The organism is Limnoglobus roseus (genome assembly GCF_008254045.1).
In the GTDB taxonomy this organism is placed as follows: Bacteria; Planctomycetota; Planctomycetia; order Gemmatales; family Gemmataceae; genus Limnoglobus; species Limnoglobus roseus.
This window is the reverse complement of sequence record NZ_CP042425.1, coordinates 7,403,103-7,428,097: the sequence shown is the minus strand read 5'-3', so window position 1 is coordinate 7,428,097 and position 24,995 is coordinate 7,403,103. Positions and strand designations below refer to the sequence as shown.

14 protein-coding genes and 1 pseudogene are annotated in these 24,995 nt (G+C 65.9%); 7 read left to right on the top strand and 8 right to left on the bottom strand.

Annotated elements, in window-relative coordinates; translation table 11 throughout:
• Positions 1–61 precede the first annotated feature (61 nt).
• Positions 62–400, bottom strand: a pseudogene (locus tag PX52LOC_RS44205) (DUF1559 family PulG-like putative transporter); the annotation flags it as partial.
• A gap of 289 nt (positions 401–689) precedes the next feature.
• On the opposite strand from PX52LOC_RS44205, the gene PX52LOC_RS31885 reads away from it, so the two are divergent.
• Positions 690–2,321, top strand: coding sequence for an FG-GAP repeat domain-containing protein (locus PX52LOC_RS31885; protein ID WP_149113871.1), 1,632 nt, complete (start codon positions 690–692; stop codon positions 2,319–2,321).
• 149 nt (positions 2,322–2,470) lie between these two features.
• On the opposite strand, the gene PX52LOC_RS31880 is transcribed toward PX52LOC_RS31885, so the two are convergent.
• Positions 2,471–3,499, bottom strand: coding sequence for a tetratricopeptide repeat protein (locus PX52LOC_RS31880; RefSeq protein ID WP_149113870.1), 1,029 nt, complete (start codon positions 3,497–3,499; stop codon positions 2,471–2,473).
• A gap of 230 nt (positions 3,500–3,729) precedes the next feature.
• Here PX52LOC_RS31880 and PX52LOC_RS31875 point away from each other — a divergent pair, with 230 nt between their 5' ends.
• A complete protein-coding gene (locus tag PX52LOC_RS31875) occupies positions 3,730–4,017 on the top strand; it encodes an EF-hand domain-containing protein (protein ID WP_149113869.1) in 288 nt (95 codons plus the stop codon).
• A 90-nt stretch (positions 4,018–4,107) separates the two neighbouring features.
• Here PX52LOC_RS31875 and PX52LOC_RS31870 read toward each other — a convergent pair whose 3' ends face one another.
• Together PX52LOC_RS31870 and PX52LOC_RS44200 are read right to left on the bottom strand one after the other, a co-directional pair.
• Positions 4,108–4,503: a hypothetical protein gene (locus PX52LOC_RS31870; protein ID WP_168218716.1), complete on the bottom strand. Its 396-nt coding sequence runs from the start codon at positions 4,501–4,503 to the stop codon at positions 4,108–4,110.
• Positions 4,413–4,715 carry a DUF1559 family PulG-like putative transporter gene (locus PX52LOC_RS44200; RefSeq protein ID WP_390637581.1) on the bottom strand — a complete coding sequence of 101 codons (303 nt, stop codon included), beginning with the start codon at positions 4,713–4,715 and terminating at the stop codon, positions 4,413–4,415. Before PX52LOC_RS44200 ends, PX52LOC_RS31870 begins: the two co-directional genes overlap by 91 nt.
• 519 nt (positions 4,716–5,234) lie before the next feature.
• Between PX52LOC_RS44200 and PX52LOC_RS31860 the strand changes: the two genes are divergently transcribed.
• On the top strand, positions 5,235–5,495 hold the full coding sequence (locus PX52LOC_RS31860) for a hypothetical protein (protein ID WP_149113866.1): 261 nt from the start codon (positions 5,235–5,237) through the stop codon (positions 5,493–5,495).
• A gap of 241 nt (positions 5,496–5,736) precedes the next feature.
• On the opposite strand, the gene PX52LOC_RS31855 is transcribed toward PX52LOC_RS31860, so the two are convergent.
• The 4 genes from PX52LOC_RS31855 to PX52LOC_RS31840 all read right to left on the bottom strand — a co-directional run bounded on the left by PX52LOC_RS31855 (position 5,737) and on the right by PX52LOC_RS31840 (position 11,329).
• Positions 5,737–6,141 (bottom strand): hypothetical protein, encoded by a 405-nt coding sequence (locus tag PX52LOC_RS31855; RefSeq protein ID WP_149113865.1) that lies wholly within the window; start codon positions 6,139–6,141, stop codon positions 5,737–5,739.
• Positions 6,142–6,398: 257 nt separating this feature from the next.
• The gene (locus PX52LOC_RS31850; protein ID WP_149113864.1) at positions 6,399–7,133 is read right to left on the bottom strand and encodes a lipid-binding SYLF domain-containing protein; all 735 of its coding nucleotides are present in this window, start codon (positions 7,131–7,133) and stop codon (positions 6,399–6,401) included.
• A gap of 127 nt (positions 7,134–7,260) precedes the next feature.
• Positions 7,261–8,484, bottom strand: a complete 1,224-nt coding sequence (locus PX52LOC_RS31845; RefSeq protein ID WP_149113863.1) for a cyanophycinase — start codon at positions 8,482–8,484, stop codon at positions 7,261–7,263.
• 43 nt (positions 8,485–8,527) lie between these two features.
• A complete protein-coding gene (locus PX52LOC_RS31840; protein ID WP_149113862.1) occupies positions 8,528–11,329 on the bottom strand; it encodes a M14 family metallopeptidase in 2,802 nt (933 codons plus the stop codon).
• A 306-nt stretch (positions 11,330–11,635) separates the two neighbouring features.
• Between PX52LOC_RS31840 and PX52LOC_RS31835 the strand changes: the two genes are divergently transcribed.
• From PX52LOC_RS31835 to PX52LOC_RS31820, 4 genes are all read left to right on the top strand, one after another.
• Entirely contained in the window at positions 11,636–12,472 is an 837-nt protein-coding gene (locus tag PX52LOC_RS31835; RefSeq protein WP_149113861.1) for a creatininase family protein, read from the top strand.
• Between the two features lie 125 nt (positions 12,473–12,597).
• Positions 12,598–15,498 (top strand): heme-binding protein, encoded by a 2,901-nt coding sequence (locus PX52LOC_RS31830; RefSeq protein WP_246173527.1) that lies wholly within the window; start codon positions 12,598–12,600, stop codon positions 15,496–15,498.
• Positions 15,499–15,761: 263 nt separating this feature from the next.
• The gene (locus PX52LOC_RS31825) at positions 15,762–16,742 is read left to right on the top strand and encodes a response regulator (RefSeq protein WP_149113860.1); all 981 of its coding nucleotides are present in this window, start codon (positions 15,762–15,764) and stop codon (positions 16,740–16,742) included.
• A gap of 176 nt (positions 16,743–16,918) precedes the next feature.
• Positions 16,919–24,922, top strand: a complete 8,004-nt coding sequence (locus PX52LOC_RS31820; RefSeq protein WP_149113859.1) for a M36 family metallopeptidase — start codon at positions 16,919–16,921, stop codon at positions 24,920–24,922.
• The last annotated feature ends 73 nt before the right edge of the window (positions 24,923–24,995 follow it).

Sequence of the window (24,995 nt, the reverse complement as noted above, 5' to 3'; positions counted from 1 at the left end):
CGTATCTCCGGTCGAAACGTAGGGGGGTCATGGCGGCCGAAACGAACGGGTTCGGCCAGTTGCGCTCGGTCGTGGCGGCGTAGTCGGTGGTGCCGCGGTTCGGGTGGCGGTCCGTCCCTTGCGGGGCCGACGGGCACTGGAAGGTTGTGATCGTGTTCCGGATCGGCCCGCCGACGGCCGTGTTCGTCTCGGCGTCCCAATTCATGCTAAAGCTGTACTGCTTATAGATCGCCTCCTGCTCGATGTACGGCAGGACGTGCGGCGTCCACGAGTGCCCCCACAATTGCGACGGGTTGGCCGGGTTGGCGATTTGCTGCCAGGAGGCCGGGAACGCGCCGTACACGTCGTGCCGGCCGTGCAACCCGAGGCCGAGTTGCTTGAGGTTGTTACTACACTTCGCGCGGGCCGCCGCCTTCGCCTCGACGTTGACTCGCGCGAACGCCGGGTTCGGTTCCCGCCGGCGGACGCTGGATGGGGTACTCTTCGTCCGCCTCGCTGCGGTACATTGACTTGCGTGGAGTCTGCTCGGACGAACCTCGTACCGAGCCGCGTCTGAAACACGTCTCTCGTGAGAATTCCCTCATTCTCGATTTTCCTCAAGTTCCGCGCAAGTTCGACCGACACGCGGTCTCTCCCTGGTGAAAAGCATCCTCCCGCCGCCTTTCCAATTCGCAACCGGAGTTCCTCTCATGGCACGCGCCACCACGCCCCGTATTTCCCGATTCCGCCTCCACCTCCTCGACCTTGAGGCCCGCAACGTGCCGGCCTTCCTGGCCGGGGCCGAGGTCGCCGTCGGGGCCGACGCCGGATCCCCGCCGATCGTCCGCCTTCTCGACCCGGCGTCGCAGAACGAAACGGATTCCCTCTTGGCCTTCGACCCCACCTTCTACGGAGGCGTCCGCGTCGCCGTCGGAGACGTGAACGGGGACGGCACGCCGGACCTCGTCTGCGCGGCCGGGCCGGGCGGCGGCCCGGCCGTCAAGGTGTTCGACGGTAAGACCGGCGCGGCCACGGCGTTCTTCGCCTTCGATCCCTCCTTCACGGGTGGAGTCAACATCGCCGTCGGGGACGTCGACGGCGACGGCAAGGGTGAAATCATCGCCGGGGCAGGGGCGGCCGGTGGCCCCGAGGTGACGGTCTTCGACGGGGCGGGTCACGCCCTCCGATCGTTCTTCGCGTATGAGCCCGACGTCCGCAGCGGGGTCCGTGTCGCGGCCGGCGACGTGACCGGCGACGGCAAGGCGGACATCGTCACCGGCCCCGGGTACGGCGGCGGTCCCGACGTTCGCGTGTTCGACCTCTCGACTAGCGCGACCGGGCCGGTCCACGCCCGGGACGGCTTCTTCGCGTACGACCCCTCGTTCATCGGCGGCGTCTACGTCGGTACGGCCGACTTGAATGGCGACGGCAAGGCCGAGATCGTTACGGGTGCGGGGGCCGGGGGCGGGCCGGTCGTCGGCGTGTTCGACGGCAGCGGCGGGCGGATTAACGCATTCTTCGCTTACGATCCCACTTTCCGCGGAGGCGTTCGCATCGGGGCCGCCCAACTGACCGATGGCCCGGGGGCGGACATCATCACCGCTCCGGGAGCGGGCGGGGGCAGCCAGGTCAACGTCTACGCCGGGGCCGGTTCGGCCCTTCTGTCCTCTCAATTCGCCTTCCCGACGGGTCAGGTCACGGGCTCCTTCGTCGCCGGGTCGGCGACCCGCCTGACCGCCCCCTTCACCTTGCTCACCGCCTACCTCGACGGGTACGCCCCGCTGCAGCAGGCGAGCCAATCAGGGCACCCGTTGCTCACGCCCGCCGACGATCGGGTGGCTGGCGGCCATACCACGCACGGACCGTCCTACTACGAGGGCGTCGGCCTGTACGCACCACTGGGGACGGTTTTCGCGGCGTCCTTCTTCCAGAACCCCGGGTACTACGGCAGCCCGACCTATCTGAGCGTCCCCGGCGGGGGCTACACCTTCTCGTACCTCTCTGGCTCCTATGCCCCAGGCGCGTACCCCCTGATCCCGGTGCCCCTGCCGCCGGCCACGAACCCCGGTGGCATTGACAACACCCCCAACCCGCCGACCGGGAACGTGGATAGTTCGAACGGGGACGCCCTCGGCAGCAACTCTAACGATTCCGCCTACGTCCCCGGGTCCGACGCTAACTTCACGAGTGTCAGTTACACGCCGAGTTCGGACACGACCATCGACACCGGGTCCGACCCCGGCACCTCACCCGGTTCGGATACCGGGTATTCGCCGGGCGGGGACGATTTCGATACCGGTGGAACGGATTGCGGTTGCGAGTCGTTCTTCGACGAAGACTGACTCCGGCCCCTCGGTCATCCGCCCTGTGTCCTTTTCCGACGTTGTCACGTGCGGCCGGTTTGTCCTGAAAACACGAACCCGCGGCCGTGGCCGATCTCTTTCGACTATAGCCACCGTCCCCATGATACCCGTTGGCAACTGCGGCCCGGCTACTTCTTTGGGGCCTCGAACCGGTAGGGCCGCTTCGCCGCGAACTCCTCCCGCAGGTACGTCAGGAAGTCGGCGTTCGCTGCCGCCCACGCCTTGTCGCCCGTCGTGGCCCGGTCGAGTTGCTTGACCGCCTCGGGGAAGTTCCGCGACTCCGCGTGGGCCATGGCCAGCAACACTAGCGCGTACCCGTCCTTCCCGAACGTGGCCGCGCACGCCGCCTTCGCGGCCGTCACCGCCTCTTGGCCGTTCCGCTCCAGTGCGTCCGGGCACGCGGCCCGCATCCGGGCCTTCGCCATCAGTGCGGCCGGGTGCTTGGCGTCGATCCGTAGAGCGGCCTCGTACTCGGCGGCGGCGGCCAGGTACTTGCCGCGGGCCTCTTGCACCTTGCCCCGGTACACGATCGGCTCGGCGTACCGTGGGTCCAGTCGGGCGGCCGCCCCGAAGTCGAGCAGGGCCTTGTCGTAGTCCTTCGTCGCGAAGTACAGGTACCCGCGGTTGCACAGGGCCACGTCGTTGGTCGGGTCGAACGAGACCGCCTGGTTGAAGTCGAGGAGCGCCTTTGCATAGTTCTTCTTCAGCATGTGCTTCGCCCCCCGGCCGTTGCGGATGGTGGCGGAGTCCGGGAAGAAGCCGACCGCCACGGAGGCGTCTTGCAACGCCCCGTCGAGATCGCCGAGTTCCATCCGGGCGCACGCCCGGCCGTAGTACGCCCAGACCTCTTGCGCGTTGTTGCGGATGGCCGCCGCGTAGAATGCCTCGGCGTCGGCGACGCGGACCAGGCCGTCCTTGCCGACCCGCCAGTCCTGGCCGCGGTCGCGGATGACGACGGCGTCGGCCGCTTCAGATTGGACGACGTAGTTGAGGAACTTCGGCCGGAACTCGCCGCCGCCGGTCAGCGGCACGGCGTCGTAGTCACGGTCGAACCGCAAGAGGGCGACCTCGCCGACCCAAGCGGCTTTCGGCTTGTTCTGGGCGGCGGCCGTCAGGGGCAGCAAGAGGAGTGCGACGAGGGCGGACCGAATCGGCATGGGGTGGCTCCGGTGGTGAGGGATCACCGGAAGCGTAGAACACGCGATCGAGTCACGTGCCAACCGACTACCACACTTCACAGTTTCAACCACACTTCGCGTGCGGGTTTTGTCGACTTTGTTACAGATGCGAAGTCAGCGATTAACGGCGCGCGACTTGCTCTCAAAAAGGCGGGGCAGTCAGCCACCTTCCGGCCCGACGCTTCTTGGCTCACCTTTGGGGATCGGTCATGGCCAGTTCATTCCACCGTCAGCAGTTGCGGGAACAAGTTGGGGCGTACGTGGCGGCACGGTTCGCCGGGGACTTGGCGACGGCGTTCGAGATGTACGACGCGAACGGTGACAAGCGGCTGAGCAAGAAGGAACTGAAGGCGTTCCTGACCGACGCCGATGTGGGCAGCCCCCAGACTCGGTGGGCGTGGACGCTGGGCACGCTCGTCGAGACGGACCTGAACGGCGACGGGCAAATCGAGTGGGTTGAGTTCGAAGAGATGTTTGCCGAGAAGCTGGCCCTCTAACCGGGGCGGGCAAACGAATCACACGCCGGCGGGCCGCGCGAGTTGTGCGGCCCGCCGGTTCGCTTTTTGTGGGTGCGGCGGGTGATGGCGTCACTCGATCCGGGACGGGTTGACCTTCTCCCCGCCGTTACGGGTAATGAGGGCGCGAACAGTCGCCTCGTCGGACGGCCAGCGGAAGAACCGGCCGCGACCTTCTCCCAGCACGGCGGCGAACCCGGGGTTGAGCCACAGAACGCGACAGGCCAACTTGACCGGCTTCTTGTAACCTCGGCCGAGCGGCGGAAGGGGGCCGTTCGGGTCGTATACGAGATCGGCCGGCTTCGACCACGGCACCGGCTCGCCGGCTTCTGCAACCAACAGCGTGTCCGCAACCCCGTCCGGGAAGTCGTCCCACGTCAACCCGTCACGCTCGAACGCCGTCCCAGGCCCGACGAAAACCTGATACCGCGTTGTCCCCAGCGGGTCGTCGTCGCCAAAGATGGGCACCTAAACGCGGGGCGTCCGCTCGAGGAACCGCTTGTTGGCTGGACTGTCCCACGGTTCGTCCTTGTGAAACTCGTCATAGAGCCTGCCTTCTCGACGTAGGGCAGCAAAGCCACCCGCCAACTGTAGAGCGGTCGCCCGGCCTTGTCCCGGACCACGGCGGGAGGCAGGTGGCTGTTGACCTCGTGGTAGCCCTGTACGCCCAGGCCAATCATCCCAACGGCGTTAGCTGACCTCGCCCAACTCGGGGAATCCCGAATCTGGCATGAACAGGGCAGGAAGACGAGGCCCAACGAGAAGGCGAGGACGCACCCGGCCATCAGCAGCTTTCTGCGCATCGGATCAGCTCCCAAGAGTGTGCCTCGTCGATGCGGCGTTCGGCTTCGATCTTCGCGCCCGGACGGTTCGCCCCGGCCAGGAACATCGTCGTTGAGCAGCATCGGCGGAAAAGAATGCTTTCGGTTTGTTCGCTTCCCTTATCCGAGCGGTCTATGCGGTCGATCCCCTCTGATCGCGACCCCCAAACCCAACGCCTGAATGTCGCCTCACCCTTCGCCACCTACGGAAATGGGCCTCATGGCCATTGGTGTAATAGTGCGGACGATGAGAGTCATCGGCACGACCCTTTCCATCAGTTGTTGAACCGGGGCCGAGCAACCGCTTTCGCAACGGCTCGATTGCAGTGATCACCGGCCCGCGATAGTATCCGCCTGTCCACTCAGGCAGGGGGAGCTATGCAGTCGTCAACCGTCATCACGCTGGCCGGCCGATCGGTGTTCGCGCTCGTCGCCGTTCAAGGTTCCGCCGTCCGCCTCCGGGTGTTGTCGCGGGAGTGGGAAACGCTCGGCCTAGCGGAAGGGCAGACGGTCCACGTGGATTGCCCTGGCCAACTGGATGCGCCCATGTTGATCGGCTCGGTCGAGACCGCGACGACCGGCAGTACGTTCGTGAACCTTACCCTGCCCATCACGGCCCGCCGTCAACAGGTCGCGTAGGAGTTGGATCCCGGCGGGGAGTGATTTCCCTCAGGAAGCCGGGATCAGGGTTTGGGCATGTACCGACTGAACGAACAACAACTCACGGAACTTGCAAGGATTTGCGACGAGTTAAAACCGATGTCGTTCGACGCCGTCGAGTCCTAACCGCTGCCCCCGCCGTAACGAAGGGCTGCTCGGTTTATTTGGGCGGTGGTTCAATCAGCAGGCGTTTCGTTCGGCCAAGAGCGGGTGCCGGCGTTCACCCCACGGGGACGTCGGCCAGTGCTTGGTTCAGATGCGGCGTCGGCCCGCTCGCGCGATCGTGGGCCCATTTCAGAGCCGACGCCAATGCGTGAGCCCGCTTTCCCCGGTCCGAACTCAATCCCGCCGCGCCGAGTGATTCGTACACAAGTTCCTTGAGGGCCGCCGCGATGGCCGGCGTGATCTGGCGGCGGGCCGCCCCCTCCACTGCCTCGCCTACCAGGCGGATCATCTCTCGCTCCGCGCAGGGCAACTGCCCGCGGTTGCTCCAAATCTGCTTCACGGTTCGAGCGAGGATGCCGAGCAGGTCAGGAACGTCGTCGGGGCGGCACTCGGCCGCCGTGTGGAGGTACTCGGCGGACTCCTTCGCCAATCGGTACAGAAGTCGGATGGAGTCACTCATCGGGTTCTCAGTCCGTTCCGGGCGACGAGACAAAGAATCGACATTCGCAATATGATAACACAGATTGCCGGGTGAAGGTCAAATAAAACGTCCGGCCGAATATTTGACGGCATGTCCCATTCCGCTTCGATCGGATTGAGAAACTCTAACAGAGCCGTCAGTCGTTGAGGGTGCGGTTGCAGCAGGTGCTGATGCACGCGGGGCGGGGAAGCCAGAACTTCCCCGCCCCGCGTGTCTTCATCCGACGGCACAAGCGTTTACGGCTTCCGGATCGGCGGAATTGCGGGAATCACGGCCGGCGGGGGCGTGAGGGGGACGGGCTTGATCTCAACTTCGATCACCTTCGTGGAACTCATCTCCAGTAACTTCGACTTCAGGGCCGCCAGTTTCTTGTCCTCTGCGGCCGGGTTGCGGCGATAGTTTTCGTTGGTGTTCTTGTCCGCGTGGATAACGGTTCCGTCAAGCGAAACCCCTGCGAACAACCCCCGGCTACGCGAGTACGAAAGGATCTCCGCCTGGAGCTTGCCGTCGGTCGCGGCGGCCAGTTCGCGGCCTACCGGACCCGCCGCGGCCGAGACATCGGTGCCGAGGGTCAGTTTTGCCTTGTCTTCGAACAAGCGGTCCATGCTCTTGCGGGTGCGGAACACGAGAACCACGTCCGTCGCTTCCACGCCCGCCTGGAACCCGACACTGCCGCCGCCCAAGTTGACGAAGACCGGATCGCTCCAGTTACCGTCCTTGTCCTTCACCATGACGAGGCCGTGCCCCCCGCGACCCGCCACGACGAAGCCGGCTTTGATGACGCGCGGGATGATGGCAATGCCCTGCGCGTCGGCCAAGAGTTTCGGCGGGATGCACTTCGCGGGAATGGCCGACAATTCGTTGAGAACGTCCGTCGATTCGGTCAGCGTGGTGGACGGGGGAGGGGCGGCCGAGACAAGTTGGGTCAGGAGAGCGAGCGAGAGAAGCGAAATCGTGATCAGGCGTTTCATGTCAACCTCCCATTGGTATCACAGATCAACACCCAAGTCTTTGCAACTCGCACGCCACAAAATTCGCCCGAGGAAAATATCCGGCACCACCAGATTCAGGTTGGGAAGACGGTGCCGATTAAGGGGATCAGGGCGTCTTCGTCTTCAACTTCGTGCGATTCTGAAGGTCGTATTTCACGCCCGCGGGGAAAGCCTCGAAATCCGGGTCGCCGTCCTTCACTTTCCGCTTCGCGTCGTAGAAGTGAACCTTCCCCTTGCCGAGAATTTCGGCCGTCGAACCTTGGACCACGATGGCCGTTGCTTCGTCGAGGCCGATGCCCAGGAACTGTGGGTAACGGTGCATGAAGGCCGTCATGTCCTTAAAGCGATTGCGGGCGGTGAAGTGCTGGTCGATGGCCACGCCGGGCAGGAAGCCGAGTGCTTTTTCGTACCCTTCGCACATCATAATGTTCGGCCCGGCCGGCGCACCGCGAACCATGTAGTCGCCCTGAATCGTGGCCCCGGCCGAACTCCCGCCGATGACACCGCCGCGGTCGAGAACGTCGCGGAAGAGGGCGGGCAGTTTCGTCCCCTCGTAGGCGTCCATGAAGTTCCACTGTCGGCCGCCGCCGAACCAGATGCCGGTGGCCTTCTTGAGCGTCTCGATCACCTTCGGGTCTTCCAGCTCTTTCTGCTCGCGGTACGGGATGGCGGTGACGTTCTTGGCCCCCATTTTCTTGAGGAAGCTCTCCTCGGCGGTCGTGCGGATAGGGTCCGGCATCGAGATCGGCAGCACGACGAAGTGACCGGCTTCGCCGCCGCCGGCTTCCAGAAATCGCTTGCTGATCTCGGCCGGCATCCCGGCACCGCCCACGATGACGAGCGTCCCCTTCGGCACGACGGGCGGTTGCGGCTCCTTCGGCGGGTAGGCGCTGCCCCCGGCGCGTTCGGCGGCCACGCGGCGGAGCTCGTTGTAATCGAGTGTCTTCCGGCCTTCGACTTCGAGCGACTTCGCCTCACGGGTCGGTGACTTCGCGAAGCGAACCGTCGCGATGCCCTTGCCGACGTTGGAGACCGTTCGCCCCTTGAACTGCACGACCGCGTCGGCCGGCACGAATAGCCCCACCTTGCCGACCGCGGGTTGTTCGTCCACCTTCGTGAGGAACTGGAATCCTGCCGGTGCCGCGTCCTTCGCGGCGCTCAACACCGGCAGGTCCGATTTGTTTTCGAAGTCCTTCGGGAGATCGCCGAGAACGATCAGGACGGGTTTGGCGAGGCCGTAGGGTGAGAGGTGCTCGCGCGGCGGCGTAGCATCCTGAGCGTGAAGGAGCGAGGACGATAGGAACAGAACGAACACGGTAGCCCGAAACATTGCTCTCTCTCCGAATTCTCAGGATGTCAGAACCCGCCCGTCGTCAGTTGCCGGTTTTCTCGGCCACGCCGTGCTGAACGATGCCGTTGAAGACCAACTTGAACGTCCCGTGGGACTGACCGCGGAAAAGGACTTGCGGGCCGAATAACACCAACCGCCCCTTGCCGACTTTCGCGTCCACGATCGCGGTGCCGCCTTCGAGGTAGGCTTGCCCCCACGCCCACCCGCTACGCAGCGGCGTCTTCGTGTCGAACCACGCGACCCGTCGGAGGCCCTTCGCGTCGGCTCCACTCGTCAGCCGGAAGGTCGGACTGGCGGAGAACATCACGTCAACGTGATCGGTCATCCCCCACGTGAGCGGGTTGGCGGTGTCCACCTTGACCCGCAGCACCGACGACGGGATGTAGTACTTGTCCGAGGTGATCGGCTTCTCGCGGGCGTCCTCGTCCAACTCGGCGAGGTGGTTCGCGACCGGCACGCCGAGATCACGGCTCAAGCGGGTGGACGTGCCGATGGTCAACAGCGTGCCGCCATCGTCGAGGAACTTCTTGAGTTGGGGAACCGTCTTCGCGCCCGTGATCGCCCCCTTCTGCCCGCGGTATTGGTCGGCCGCGTTGCCCGGCGGTTCGGGGTTCGGATTGGCCGCCGGCGGCGGTTCTTCAGCCGGCTCACCGGGGGCCGCCATTCCGCCGCGGCCGGAGTATGCTCCGTCCACCAGCAAGATCACGTCGAACTTGTCCCGCAGTTTCCCCTGATCGAGTTCAGGAGCGTAAATGACGGTGTAGGGGAACTCGAACTGCTCGAAGATCCACCGCGTCCACCCCGACGGCATCGAACCGCCGTAGCGGTCCCACAGACCGATGCGCACCGGCTTGAGGACGACCGCGTCGGGGTCCGGGGCCGTTTTCGTTCCCTGGAAGGGTGTGCCCAGTTCCTTCGCGATCTTTTCCAGGATGGGGAGCGCGTTCGGTTCGTTCGGAATGAAGAACGTCCCGGCCGGGTGCTTCAAGCCTTCCGCTTCGGTCGGTTGTTGCAACCGTCGAACCTCAACGCCGGCCTTGTGCAAGCGGTTCACCGCCCGGAACGAGTCGTTCAATTGCGGGCTGAGGAAGAAGCCGACGGCGGCCGTCGCGTTGGTCACGCTCGCGGGCATCGGCATCACGGCCAGATCGGGAATCGCCTCGAAGGGGCCGTCGAAGCCGACGAGAACGCGGTCGAACTTGATCGCCATTTGATAGGCCGGCGTGTACCCGGCCGAGTCGTAAGGCTTGATCGGCGGGCCGCCGGGGTAGGCGAAGTCGTTCGGGTGGTCCTGCGGTTCGAACATGTCGAGGACGTGGGCACGGTACGCCTGCGCACACTTCACGACGTAGGAACCCTTCGGGTACTTCTTGTTCTCGACGGTGAAGTCGGCCGTCGCCCGGTGGACCTCGACGCCGGTGCCGAGGAGCGTGTTGACGAACTTCGTCGCCGTGGGGAAGTCGGGCTGGTCGGCCGGCAGAATGTAACCGCGGGCGTCTCGGTTCTCGGGCTTGCGGAAGAGGCGGTCGAACTCGACGCCGCCGGTCCCTCGGCCCGCGCCGATGCCGCCCTCGCGCCGTCCACCGCCGGCCGCCGGCTTGTCCTTTTGCGCCGCCTCGACGCGCTGCGGTGTAATCGTCCAGCTGTCCCGCTCGCCTTTCGCGATGGCGTTGTGGCCCATGAACCAGACGTTGTAAAGCAGTTGCTCGCGGTGACGGGAGGCGTAATCGAGGATCGCCTTGTTCGCCGTGACCGAGTACTCGACCGACTGCCGGAAGTGCCACGTCTGCGGCGGAATCGGGGCCAGATAATCGCCCTTCGGTAACTGTTTCGCGGTCACGAGCGGAATCTGCGTCGGCGTCGGGCCGCCGATCGTCTCGGTGAGGATGCCGATGATGTTGTGGAAGCCACTCGTCGTCCGAAGGCCGCCGTTGAACCACGTCGAGTACGGCGCGCCGGAGCGACTCGTCGCCCCCGGCTTGTCTTCCACCAGGAACCGCTGCATCATGGCCGCGCCGACCGAGTCGATGCCGTTCAGAACAAGTGGGTCGCAGAAGTAGTTGAACGGGTCGCGGAACGGCGGGCAGAACAGGACCGTGCCGGCCGGGCCGGTCTGGTGGTGGTTGTACATGATCTGCGGGAACCACTCGCGGTACATGAAGCGGTTCAGGTTCTTCGTCTCGGCCTGGGTGTTCGCGTAGAAATCTCGGTTGTTATCGTGGCCGATGTACTTCTGGTACAGCCGCGGCAAGTTCCCGAGGGAGCGCTTCGTCGGCTGCTTCTCGCGCATGTACCAGTCGGCGACGAGGTCTTGCCCGTCCGGGTTCGCGTGGACGAACAGAATGACCACGTCGTTCAGGACGCGGAGCGTTTCCTCGTCTGTGGCCGACAGATAGCGGTACACCGTTTCGATGAGAGCCTGGGCGCACAGAACTTCGCTGGCGTGCAACCCGCCGTCGATCCAGATGACCGCCTTCCCCTCGGCCGCGAGTTTCTTCGCGTCCTCCTTGTTAATCCCGCGTGCGTGGGCGAGATCGTGGGCGATCTTCTTGTAGCGGTCCAGTTGGCGGAGGTTAGCCGGCGACGTGACGATCGCCGCCAACTGCGGCCGACCCTCCTCGGTTTTGCCGATCGTCACCAGCTTCATGCGGTCCGATTCGGTCTGGAGTTTCTCCCAGTAGTCCTTCAACTGTTGATAGTTCGCCAGGCAGTAGTCCTCGCCCATCTGGAAGCCGAAGAACTGCTTTGGCGTGGTGATGTCTGGCGACGGGACGGTCGGCACCTGGGCGAAGAGGGCCGTTGAACTGATGAGAGAGACCGCCATATACAGGGGCAGTCTCAACAGTGGGCTACCAACGTTCATGACGATTCCTTGCTCGTTGAGGGAACGAGTTGAAAAGGAACACGGTTCGAAGCGAAGAGGGAGTGCCGATAGCGGGGAGATGGGCAGTATTCTCCGTGAACATTGCAAAACGGCCAGTCGGCCTCGCGAAAATCGTGTCCCTCTTCATCGCCTGGCTCGCGCTCGTTGGCGGAATCTCAAGCGAAGGCCGCGGTGCAGGCCGCGGGATAGGTTAACCCCGGCATTGGGGAGCGACCCCCGTAGCCGTCCCGATTCGGAAGGTTCGTCATGTCTCGACTCCCCGCCATTCTCCTCACGCTCGCCGCCACCGCGGCCCTGTTCGCGCGATCCGACGTGCCGGTCGGGCGGGACGCCCCGCGGCCTATCACCACCCACGAAACTGTCTTCGTCGAAGAAATGACCTGGATGGAAGTCCGGGATGCAATCAAGGGTGGAAAGACCACCGTGATCGTTCCGACGGGCGGTGTGGAACAGAACGGCCCGTACCTCGTCACCGGCAAGCACAACTTTATCACCCGGACGGTGGCCGAGGCGATTGCGAAGAAACTCGGCAAAACGCTCGTCGCCCCGGTCGTGCCGTTTGTCCCGGAAGGCGACATCGACCCGCCGACCGATCACATGCAGTACCCCGGCACGATCAGCGTCCGCGAGAGCACGTTCGAACGGTTGCTGACCGACATCTGCGCCAGCTTCCGCACGCACGGCTTCCGCGAGATCGTCATGATCGGCGACAGCGGAGGGAATCAGACGGGCATGGAAGCGGTCGCCCGCCGGCTGAACGCGAAGTGGAACGGCAAGACCGCGCGGGTTCACTACATCCCGGAGTTCTACGACGAGCCGGACTTCGACGAGTGGCTGGAGAAACACGGGATTCTCGAAGAACCGGAAGGACTGCACGACGACTACGCCACGAGCGCGACCCTGGCCGCCATCGACCCGACGCTCATCCGGGCGAAGCAGCGGCAGGCGGCCGGGAAGTTTCGGATCAACGGTGTCGATCTCGCCCCGGTCGAGAAGGCGGCCGAGTGGGGCCGCAAGATCATCGCTTTGCGGGCCGAGACGACCGCCACCGCCATCCGGCGGGAACTCGCCAAGCCTCGGTGACGCGAACCGTGCGGCAATCGAAATCCGCCCGACCAACGTCGTTTCTATGGCGTCGTCGATCCGCCCCTCCGTAGACGGCCTCGAAATATCTCCTTTGATCCGCCTCGTTGTTGTTGGAGTACGAGATGGCCCTTTCGCGGTTTCGGCGACGCCTCTCCCAACTCCGGTTCGAACGACTGGACGACCGGGCGTTGCCGAGCGCGGCGGCCGCGATCTACGCCGTCGGGGCGGACGCCGGAGCCGCGCCGCTCGTGCAGGTTTACGACGCGGGCGGAATCCTTCTGCGATCCTTTGCGCCTTACGAGTCGAGCTTCACCGGCGGGGTGCGGGTGGCCGTCGGCGATGTGAACGGCGACGGCCGGCCGGAAGTCGTGACGGCTGCCGGTACGGGCGGTGGGCCACTCGTGAAGGTTTTTGACCCGGACTCGGGCCAAGAACTCGGCAGTTTCTTCGCCTACACCCCCGACTTCCGTGGTGGCGTGAATGTCGCGGTGGGGCAGTTGGGCGGTCGCGCGGCCATCGTCACGGGGACCGGGGTCGGCGGCGGGCCGCACGTGAAGGCGTTCTTCGACCTCTCCGGCAATCCGGCGATGAGCTTCTTCGCTTACGATTCCAGTTTCCGCAACGGCGTCAACGTGGCCGTGGGCGATGTCCTCGGCACGGGTTCCGGTGAAATCGTGACCGGGGCCGGCGTGGGCGGCGGGCCGCACGTCCGGGTGTTCGACGGCGTGACGACGGCCGAGCAGCGGAGCTTCTTCGCCTACGACGCCGGGTTCCGCGGCGGCGTTGCGGTGGCCGTGGGCGATACCGACGGCGACGGCAAGCCGGATATCGTCACCGGGGCTGGGCCGGGCGGCGGGCCGAACGTGAAGACATTCGACGCGACAACCCTGCGCGTCTCGCAAAGCTTCTTCGCCTACACTCCAACATTCACCGCCGGCGTCACCGTCGCCGCGGTCGCGGGTCCGGCCGGCCGAGACTTGATCGTCACCGGGGCTGGGCCGGGCAGCGGGCCGGAGGTGCGGACCTTCGATGTGACGGACACGGCCACGCAAAGTTCCTCGGCCTTCGACTTCCCTTTCCTCGGCGGCGTCGCCCTCGGCACGGGCTTCGGCACGACCGCGACGGCGGACTTCTCACGCCAAGTGAATCAACTTCCGACTGGCCCCACCCCCCTCGACGGAAATGAAGTGCTGGCGGCGGCCGACGTGGGAACCTTGTTGCAGCGAGCTGCCGCCGCGACGAGTAGCACGGACGGCATCATCGCGATTGTCGATCGCAACGGCCGCATCCTCGGTGTGCGGGTGGAAGGCGGGGTTGCCCCTCAAGTTCAGAACGACCCGCGGACGCTGACATTCGCCGTGGACGGGGCCGTTGCCCTCGCCCGAACTGGCGCACTCTTCGGCAACAACGAGTCTCCGCTGACATCGCGCACGATTCGCAACCTCAGTCAATCGACGATCACGCAGCGGGAAGCCGAGAGCAGCCCTGATCTCGTGGATCAGAATTCGCTGTTCTACGGCCCCGGATTCGTCGCCCCCGTCGGCGTGGGCGGCCACTTCCCGCCCGGCGTTCCGTTCACGCCCTCGGCGGACCTGTTCGACATCGAACACACCAACCGCGACGGCACGCTTCACTCGGACGGTACCGGAGGGTCCATCGCACTCACGCAGCGATTCAACCTGCCGGAAGAGTACGTCCCCGCAGGGCAGAGCCTCTTCCCGCAGGACTCCTACGGCTACCGTTCCGGCCTGTTGTCCACGGCACAGGGCCGGGGCATCGGCACGCTCAACGGCGGCATTCCGATTTACAAGAATGGCGTGCTCGTCGGTGGCATCGGCGTCTTCTACCCCGGCACGACCGGCTACGCCACGGAAGAGAACCCGTCCGAAAGCACGACCTACGATGCCTCCAAACCTGACCGCACGCAGGAAGCGGAGTACGCCGCCGTCGCTGCCGTGGGCGGGGCACCGGGCATCGGTTTGGCCGTCGGCACGCTGGGCGGTGTGGCCCTCCCGCCCGGCATTGTGGGGCTGCCGATCACGCCGGACAAGCAGCGGATCGACTTGAACGGCGTCACGCTGGACATTGTGGGACCGGGCGGCACGGAGGGGCCGGGGCGACTGGTTTCCTACGGGCAAACGCTCGGCACCGGCGACCCGGACACCGGCCGCGACTTGCCGGTAACGCCAACCGCGGGCCTGTCGGAAGCGGACGGTTCCACGCTGGCCGCGAATCAAACGCTACTCGAAGGGAAACTCGCTCCGAGCGGCTGGTTGGTCCTGCCCCACGACGGCGACGGCATCAGCGCAGCCCAGGTTCTCGCGTTCGTCAATCAGGGCGTGGCGCAAGCAACCAAGACTCGCGCGGCCATTCGCTTGCCCGCCAGCAACAGCACGAAGTTCGTCTTCGCGGTCGCGGACCGGCAGGGCAACGTCCTCGGCCTTTATCGCATGGGTGACGCCACGACCTTCTCCATCGACGTGGCCGTGGCCAAGGCCCGTAACGTCGCTTACTACGCCGACGCCACGCAACTTCAATCGGTCGATCAGTTGCCCGGCATTCCGGCGGGAACGGCCTTCTCGAATCGCACGTTCCGCCATCTGGCTCAGCCGCGTTTCCCGGAGGGGATCGACGGCAACGCGCCGGCCGTGTTCTCGCAACTCAACGACGACCCCGGCATCGACCGGACAACGGGTTTGCAGGTCGGCCCGCGACAGCCGGCGTCGGCGTTCACCAGCGTCGCCGGCCACGACGCCTTCTTCCCGCAAACCAACTTCCGTGACGCGACCGACCCCCTGAACCAGAACGGCGTGGTGTTCTTCCCCGGGGCCGTGCCGCTGTACACGACGGCGCTGGTCGGCGGGCTGGGCGTGTCCGGCGATGGCGTCGATCAAGACGACCTCGACACGTTCGCGGCCAGTCAGGGGTTCCGCCAACCGGCGGGCGTGCAAGAGGTCGACGAACTCCTGTTCGACGGCGTCCGCCTGCCGTACCAGAAGTTCCCCCGCAACCCGGAACTTTAACCCATTTCGACCGGGAATCTTGGTGGTACGTGTCCGGGATCGCGGGCCGGGCCTTCGGCACGCGCGCAGAATTCTTAGTGGAAGTGGCCGGGATGTTCTGGACGGAATCTGCTAAGATGGTCATATCATTTGCGTCGTCGGTGATTCGAGCAACTTACGAAGCGGCCACGTTGACCAACGCTTCGAGCCTCGCGACAGAAGTCGTGAGCCTTTCGGAATACTTTGCCCCGGCCGAGTCCGCCACACTCTCGGTGATCCGACCCATGACCCTTCACCCCCCCATTCCCGAACCCAACGGCCCCGACAATCCCGGGGCCACCCGCGACCACGAATCGTCGATCATTCTCGTGGTCGACGATTCCCCCGTCGATCGCCGGGTGGCCGGGCGGATGATCGAGAAGCGAGGCAATTGGCGGGTCGAGTATGCGTGCGACGGGGAGGAAGCGCTGGAAGTCATCGGCCGGCTACGGCCCGCCGCCGTGGTGACCGACCTCCAGATGCCGCGGATCGACGGGCTGGAACTCGTGACCCGCGTTCGGGCCGAGTACCCGAAGATTCCGGTCATCATCATGACCGGCCAGGGGAGTGAGAAGATCGCCGTCGCCGCGCTGAAGGCCGGGGCCGCCAGCTATGTCACGAAGCAGACGTTGGCGGCCGACCTCGCGTCGGCCGTGGAGCAAGTGCTGGCCGCGTCGCAGACCGATGATTGCCAGACGAAAGCCCTCCAGAGCTTGAAGGCCCAGACGACGCACTTCGAGATCGACAACGATCCCACCGTGGTCAGCCCCCTGATCGCGCTTCTCCAACACGACATCGTCTCGCTCGGCATCTGCGACGCGACGGCCGTCACCCGGGTCGGGATCGCCCTGGAGGAGACGTTGTTGAACGCCATTTATCACGGCAACCTCGGCGTCAGTTCCGAACTCAAGTGCGTGAACGAGCACGCCTTCTACGCCCAGGTCACGGAACGGAGGCAGCAAGCCCCTTACCGCGACCGGCGGGTCCGGATCACGGCCCGCCTCAAGCCGCACCGGGCGACGTTCGTGGTCTCCGACGGTGGCGACGGGTTCGACATTTCCTCGCTACCCGATCCCACGGACCCGTCCTTCTTCGACCGCCCCAGCGGGAGGGGCATTCTCCTCATGCGGGCGTTCATGGACGAGGTCGGGTACAACGCGCGCGGCAACCGCGTGATCCTGGTCAAGAAGAAGGAAAGCCCGCCTGATCCGAGCGAGGCGGAGTAGCCGGAGGGGCGAGCCGGCGACCGGAGCTTTCCTGGCCAAATGGCGCCTCCCGATCCGGGCAACTGGAGAAGGCGGCTGCTATGATACAGCGTCTCGAATCGGGTTTCCGCACGCGGTGCCATCAGCCGATCTCCCATGCCTCCTCGCGGCACGACCCGTGACGCGCCGGGAATACTATGTCGAACGCCTCTCGCTCTCCGAAGAAAAGCCGTCCCGCCAAGGCCGTTCGCCGCAGTCATCCGCTATTCGTCCTGTCGTTGGAAGACCGCACCGTGCCGACCGCCACCGTGACGGAGGCACTCGTGCAGGGTGAGGGCGGCCTGAACACCATGCCGCCGAGTTATACCTTCATGCCGTCGACGGCCTTCGCCAGTGCGCGGATCGGCAACGCGGAGACGATCGCCCGGGATACATTATCGCTGGTCGCCGCCCAGGCCGGGTTGACGCCCGACGATGTCGCCTCGGCTTCGGTGACGGACAACTACGCGAGCCTCGGTGAGTCGCACGTCTACTTCTTCCAGCAACTGAACGGCTTACCGATCCTGAACGCCACGGCCGGCGTCCACCTGACGGCGAACGGGCAACCGGTGATCGTGAACGCCGCGTTCGTTCCGAACCTCGCGGCGGTCGCCCCGGCCGTCGTGCCGCCGGTCGTCAGTGCGACCGATGCTGTTCCTTTGGCGGCGGCCGCGTTCGGGTACACCCTCACCACCCCGCCGACCATCGTGGCCACCGAAGGCGGAATCGAACAGGCGGTCGTCGTCCGGGAGAAGGATTTTTCGGACCTCGACATCCGCGTCGCACGGGCCTACGTGAACACGCCCCGCGGCGTCCGCCCGGTCTGGGAGATGTCCGCCCGCACGCCCGACGGCAACCACTGGTATCAGCTCACTGTGGACACGCAGGACGGGGCGGTCGAGTACTGGGCCGACTGGGTCGACAACTTCGACACGTACAACGTCGTCCCCGTTCCGAACGATAGCCCCCAGGACGGCGGGCGGGCCGTTCTGGTCAACCCGGCCGACCCGGTTGCCAGCCCCTACGGGTGGCACGACACGAACGGCGTTGCCGGGGCCGAGTTCACCGACACCCGCGGGAACAACGTGTCGGCCCAGGACGACCTGGACGCCAACGACAGCGGCGGCGTTCGGCCGAGCGGCGGGTCGGGACTGATCTTCGACTTCCCGTTCCCGGCGACACAGGACCCGAGTACGTACCTGCCGGCCCTGACGACGAACCTCTTCTACATGAACAACGTCATGCACGACGTGACGTACCGGTACGGCTTCGACGAGGCGTCCGGGAACTTCCAGACGAAGAACTACACCGGTCTCGGGAAGGGGAACGACGCCGTTCTGGCCGACGCCCAGGACGGCAGCGGGACGAACAACGCGAACTTCGCGTCGCCGCCGGACGGGTCGCCGCCGCGCATGCAGATGTACCGGTTCACCAACTCGAACCCGAACCGGGACAGCGACTTCGACAACGGTGTGATCGCGCACGAGTACGGTCACGGCATCAGCAACCGCCTCACCGGCGGGCCGGCGAACGCCTCGGCCCTGAACAACCTCCAGAGCGCGGGGATGGGCGAGGGCTGGAGCGACTTCTTCGCCCTGATGCTCACCCAGCGAACGACCGACCGGGCGAACGACAAGTACGGCCTCGCCACGTACGTCCTCGGCCAACCAACGACTGGCGACGGCATCCGCCAGCACCCGTACAGCTTCGACAAGACGATCAACCCGATGACTTTTTCGGACTACGGAACCGGGACCAACCAGAGCACCGAAGTCCACTGGGCCGGGGCCTTGTGGGCCTCCGCTCTATGGGACATGAACTGGCTGTTCATCAACAAGTACGGGTTCGACCCGGACCTGAGTACCGGCTACGCCGCCGACGGCGGCCCGGCGAGCGCGGGGAACAAACTGGCCCTGCGGTTGGTCCTCGACGGCATGAAGTTACAGGCGGTGAACCCGACCTTCGTCCAGGCTCGGGACGCGATCCTGGCGGCCGACGTGGCCCTCACGGGCGGCGTTAACCAGCGGGAAATTTGGCAGGCGTTCGCCCGCCGCGGCCTCGGTGCCTCGGCGTCCACTGCCAACTCCACCAGCACGAGTTTCAACGAGGCGTTCGACCTGCCAGCGGCATCGGCGACGCCCGCCGTGGTCGCGCAATCGCCGGCCGGTGTGACGGCCGCAGCCCCGGCATCGCTCACGTTGACGTTCAGCGAAGCGATGGACACGAGTAGTTTCGCCTCCGCGGCCGACGTGGTCAGTTTCACCGACCCCACGGGATCGGACCTGCGGTCGTCCATTACCGGATTCGCGTGGACCTCCGCGACGACCCTTCGCATCGACTTCACGGCCCAGTCTGCTCAGGGGCTGTACACGATGGTCGTTGGTCCGAACGTCACCGCCGCCGATAACGGGGCGGCGATGAATCAGGATTTTGACGCGACCCCCGGCGAGGCGATCTCGGATCGCTACACGGCGAACTTCCTGTACGACCCGGTGGCCCTCACGGTGACGGCGATCACGCCTGCGGCCGGGGCAACGCTGACTCCCAACGTGACGGCGGTGGACGTGACGTTCTCGGAGCCCGTGCTCGCGTCGAGCCTGACCGTGGCTGACCTCAATCTATCGCAAGGGACCGTCACTGCGGTTACGTTGATGTCCCCCACGCAGGTGCGGTTCACGGTCGGCGGGTTCGGCGAAGGGACGACGTACCTGTCGCTCAAGTACGGGGCGGCGACGGACGCGGCCGGGTTCGCGTCGCTGGCGTTCAACTCGTCGTTCACCCTCGACTACGACACCGTCGCTTTCCCGACCCCGCTGACGGCCGCTCTCCCGCTCGGGTCGCTGGTGTACGACGGCACGTTCCCGTTTGCCACGACGGTGGGAACGACGGCCGACACCGATGAGTTCACGATCACACTCGACGCCAGCCAACAACTGTCGGCGATCGTCACACCGGCGGCCGGAGCCACGTTGATTCCGCGGGTGCGGATCGAAGACCCGTCGGGCACGATCTTCACCACGTTTACCGGCACGACCGCCGGGAAGGCGATCACGGCATCGCTGCCCGTGGCCGCCGCGGGAACGTACAAGGTGCGCGTCTCGGGCAACGGAACGACGACCGGGGCGTACTCGCTCCGTTTGTTGCTGAACGCTTCCGGCGAAGGCGAACAATACGGATTCGGCAGCAACGACACGACGGGCACGGCCCAAGCCCTCGACCCGTTGGCCGTCGCCCCGACTGACAGCGTTGCGGTCACGTCCATCGTCGGGGTCGCCGGGGCCACGCCGGCCGAGGTGGAGGCGAACGATACCGCCGCCACGGCGAACGACGAGCGGAACAACTTTGCCGCCGTGCCCGGGAGTGCGACCTACCAACTCGGCTGGACAGGGTCGATCCGTGCGTCGGGCGATTTTGACTACGTGCGGGTCGGCACGTTCCAGGTTGGTGACGTGGTCACGATCACCATGTCCGGCAGTGCGTCGGGCATCACCGGCGGGATCGTCGATCCCTACGTCGAGTTGATCCGGGCGAACGGGACCATTGTCACGGAGGACGACGACAGCGGACCGGGTACGGAATCGATCCTCTTTCGCTTCGCGGTCGTCACGCCGGACACGTACTACGTTCGCGCGCGGGACTTCGGCACCGGCACGGGGAACTACCGCATCGGCGTTCGGTTGGAGAATGCCGGCACGGCCCCGACCACCGGCGGCGCGTTCACGGCCGAAAGCGAGGGGAACGATTCCATTGGGGCGGCGAACGACGCCTCGACCTCGTGGCAGCAGGTTCAGAATCGGGCAGCCGTCACTGGCACGATCTCGACGGCTGCGGACGCGGACTTCTTCCGCTACACCTTGACCGCCAACGACCGCCTCACCGTCCGGGCCGTGGGTGACAACGGGTTCGCCCCGACTCTCGCCCTTCTCAACAGTGCGGGAACGATACTGCAGACGGTGGACGGGTCGACCACCGAGGAGTCCGGCATCTACGGCTTCTCGATCGGCACGACCGGCGATTACTTGATCCGCGTGACGTCCTTCAGTGGCACCGGCACGTACACGTTGGAAGTACTTCAATCCGGCACAACACTGCCCGCGGCCCGCGCGGTAGGTGACTTCTACTCGGTGTCCCTGACCACCGGGCAACGCCTGTCCGTCGGCTTGACGGGGTCGGCGAGTACGACGCTGCAAATCCTCGACCCGCTCGGCACGGTGGTCGTCCCGGCCGGTACGGCTGCGGGCAGTTACACGACCACGGCAGAACTGACCGCTGCCATGTCCGGCACTTATTTCGTTGGCGTGAGCGACGTGTACCCGACCGTGTACCAACTGACCGTCGTCAGCGGGGCGACGCTCGACCGCGGGACGAACAACGCGACGGGCACCGCGCAGACGCTCGCCCTCGGCAGTCGGGCGTTGGGCGGGTTGACATCCGGCCCCGATACGGCCTGGTACGCTGTCGCGGTCGGAACTGCCGGGCCATCGCTCCAGTTTCGCACCATCACCCCGGGTGACGCGGCCGGCGAGTTCGTCAATACGCTCGACCCCATCATCACCGTTTTCGATTCGTCCGGTACGCCAGTCGCGACCGACGACAACTCGGCGGGTGACGGCCGGAACGCCCTCGCGTCGGTCAGCTTGCCCACGGTCGGCACCTATTACGTGCGCGTCTCCGCGGCGGGTGGAAGTTCCGGCGAGTACATTCTGGCCACGGAGCAGGCGGGCAACACGCCGCCTGTTGCCTCGGCCGGCGGGTCGTATACCGTCATCGAGGGCGGCTCACTCAGCCTGTCGGCGATGGCCGGGGACGCCGAGAACGACCCGCTGACTTACCAGTGGGACTTGAACAACGACGGGATCTTCACGGACGCGGCCGGCCCCACGCCGACACTGACGGCGGCCCAACTGAACGCCCTCGGCATCGGCGACGGTTCGAGTTCCGGCACGGCCTACCCGATCCGCGTGCGGGTGTCGGACGGCGTGAACGCTCCGGTGGTGTCCGCTGACGGTACGTTGACCGTCATCAACTCTGCGCCGACCGGCACCCTCGCGAACAGTGGGCCGACCACAGAGAGCAGTGCCACCCCGACCACCGTCACCGTCACGGCGACCGACCCGTCGGCCGCAGACGTGGCCGCCGGGCTTACGTACCGCTTCGACTTCGACAACGACGGCGTCTACGAGGTGGTGCAATCAGCGAACGTGGCGACCGTCCCGGCATCGCTGTTGGCCGATGGTCCGACGACAGTCACTGTTCACGTCCTCGTTACCGACAAGGACGGCGGCACGTTGACACTGAGTACCCCGATTGTCGTCGCCGGCGTCGGCCCTTCCGGCACCGTGACCGGCGGGACGGTGCTGGAAGGAGAGGCCGGGAATGTCAGCATCAGCGGGGTCTCGGACCCGTCGTCGGCCGACACGATGGCGGGGTTCACGTACAGCTACGACTTCGACAACGATGGCACCTTCGACCTCAGCGGGACGACTGCTGCGGTGATCGTGCCGGCGACCTTCTTATCGGACGGCCCGTTCGACCGCGTTGTTCGCGTTCGCATTTCCGACAAGGACAACAACTTCAGCGAGTACACGACCACCGTTCACGTGACGAACGCCAACCCCACGCTCTCGCTGGCAGACAACGGGCCGGTGGCGGAAGGGTCGGCGTTCACCCTGACCGCGACCGCCACGGATGCCCCGGTCGATCAACTCAGCCTGCGATATGCGTTCGACTTCGACAACGACGGCACCTTCGACCTCGGCGGGAACAACTACGCCACGGGTGTGACCGGCGCGACGGCGAGTGTGCCGACAGCCGACTCCGGCGTGCGGACGGTCCGCGTGCGGGTGTACGACAAGGACGGCGGCTTCACCGAGGCGGTCAGGACCGTCACCGTTAACAACGTGGCCCCAACCACCGTGCTTTCCAACGGCGGCCCGGTGGCCGAGGGATCCGCTGGCGGTGTCTCGTTCGGGGCCGTGACCGACCCGTCGTCGGCAGACGTCGCGGCAGGGTTCACGTACAGCTTCGACTTCGACAACGACGGCACTTTCGATGTGGTGAACGTCACAACGCCAACCGTTGTTGTGCCGGCGGCCTTCCTGCCGAACGGGCCGGCCGTGCGGACCGTTCGCGGCCGGGTGACGGACAAGGACGGTGGGTTCACCGATTCCACGACTGACTTGACCGTAACGAACGTAAACCCGACTGCGACGTTCGTCGCCGGCGGTTCGGTCGCGGAAGGGGCGAGCGGGAGCGTGACGTTCTCTTCCGTCGTCGATCCGTCGCCCGGCGACCGCGCAATTGTCCGCTATGCGTTCGACTTCGACAACGACGGCACCTTCGATGTTGGCGACGGCACCTACGCCGGGTCCGTGACTGGCGCGTCTGCGACCGTGACGGCGAGTTTCCTTTCGGACGGCCCGATGAACCGTGTGGTTCGCGGCCGGGTGATCGACCCGGACGGCGGGTTCACCGATTCCACGGCTACCATCCCCGTGACGAACGTCGCCCCGACCGGGACGTTCACCGTCTCCACTCCCGTGCCCGTGGGGCAACCTGCCGTCGCGTCCTTCACCGCGGTGGCCGACGTCCCGCGGGATGTCGCGGTCGGGTTCCGGTACGAATACGACTTCATCGCCGACGGCCGGACGACGACCGTGGCCAGCACTTCCGCATCGGCCTCGTTTACGTTCGCCAGCCCCGGCACCTACACGGTCCGCGGTCGGGTGTACGACAAGGACGGCGGCTTCACCGAGTCCACGGCGATCACGACGGTGACGACCGTCGCCCCGACGGCGACCTTTGCCGGCACCTCCACCATCGAAGGGGGGGCGGCAATTGTGGCGTTCGCGGCGGTTTCGCACCCGTCCGTTCGCGCGTCGGCGGCCGGGTTCCGCTACAGCTACGACTTCGACAACGACGGCGTCTTCGACCTCGGCGACGGCACCTACGCCGGATCCGTGACGGATGCCTCGGTGGCCGTGCCGGCGAGCGTGATCGCGAACAGCGGGGACCACACCGTCCGCGGCCGGGTGATCGAAGTGGACGGCGGGTTCGCCGACCGGACCGCGACGGTGAGGGTGTTACCCGTAGTGACCGTGCTGCCCCCGCCTGTACTCGTCCCGCCGCCACCACCGCCGGTTGTCGTTCCGCCCCCGCCAGTCGTCATCCCTCCGCCGCCGGTCGTCGTCCCGCCTGCCCCTCGCGGGTTCGCGGTCGGGGCAGACGCGGGGGGGCAGGCGCGGGCCATTCTGTTCGGCGGCGAGAAGCAGATTCTCTTCGACGGCGTCGTCTTCAACACCACCTTCACCGGCGGTGTCCGGGTGGCGACCGGCGATGTGGACGGCGACGGCGTGCCGGACCTGATCGTGGGCACCGGGCCGGGCACCGTGACCCAAGTGCGCGTGCTCAGCGGTGTGGGCGGCCGCGAATTGTTCTCGATTCAACCGTTCGAGTCGGCGTTCACCGGCGGGGTGTACGTGGCGGCCGGCGACATTGACGGCGACGGCAAGGCTGAGATCGCCATTTCCCCCGACGAAGGTGGCGGCCCCCGGGTGCGGGTGTTCCACGGGGGCAGTTTCAGCACCGTGACCGATTACTTTGGCATCGACGACCCGAATTTCCGCGGCGGCGCGCGGCCGGCGTTCGGCGACATCAACGGCGACGGTCGTGCGGACCTGCTCGTCGCGGCTGGGTTCGGGGGCGGGCCGCGGGTGTCGGTCTGGGACGGGGCGTTCCTCGGCACGCCGTCCCAACGGACACTCTTCAACGACTTCTTCCTCTTCGAGCAAACCCTGCGGAACGGCGTCTTCATCACGGCGGGCGACCTCAACGGTGACGGGTTCGAGGAACTGATCGCCGGTGGCGGTCCCGGCGGCGGGCCGCGCGTGTTCGCCCTCGACGGCAAGGAACTGATCGACAACCGACAGGTGGTGGCCGCGAACTTCTTCGCGGGCGATCCGAACAACCGCGGCGGCGTGCGGGTCGCGGCCGCGGACGTCGATGGCGACGGTCGGGCGGACATTCTCGCCGGCACTGGGCCGGGGACGGCAAGTCACGTGACCCGCTACCTCGGCTCGAAAATCACCGCGAGCGGCCAACCGCCGGTGGACGCCGACGACGACTATTTCCCGGGCTTGGCGGGTGGCGTATTCGTGGGGTGAGTTTGCCCGCCCGATTCTGACAAAGTCGGCCTGCCGATCACCGGCCGGGGCGTTCCCCTTCGCGTCCGATCCC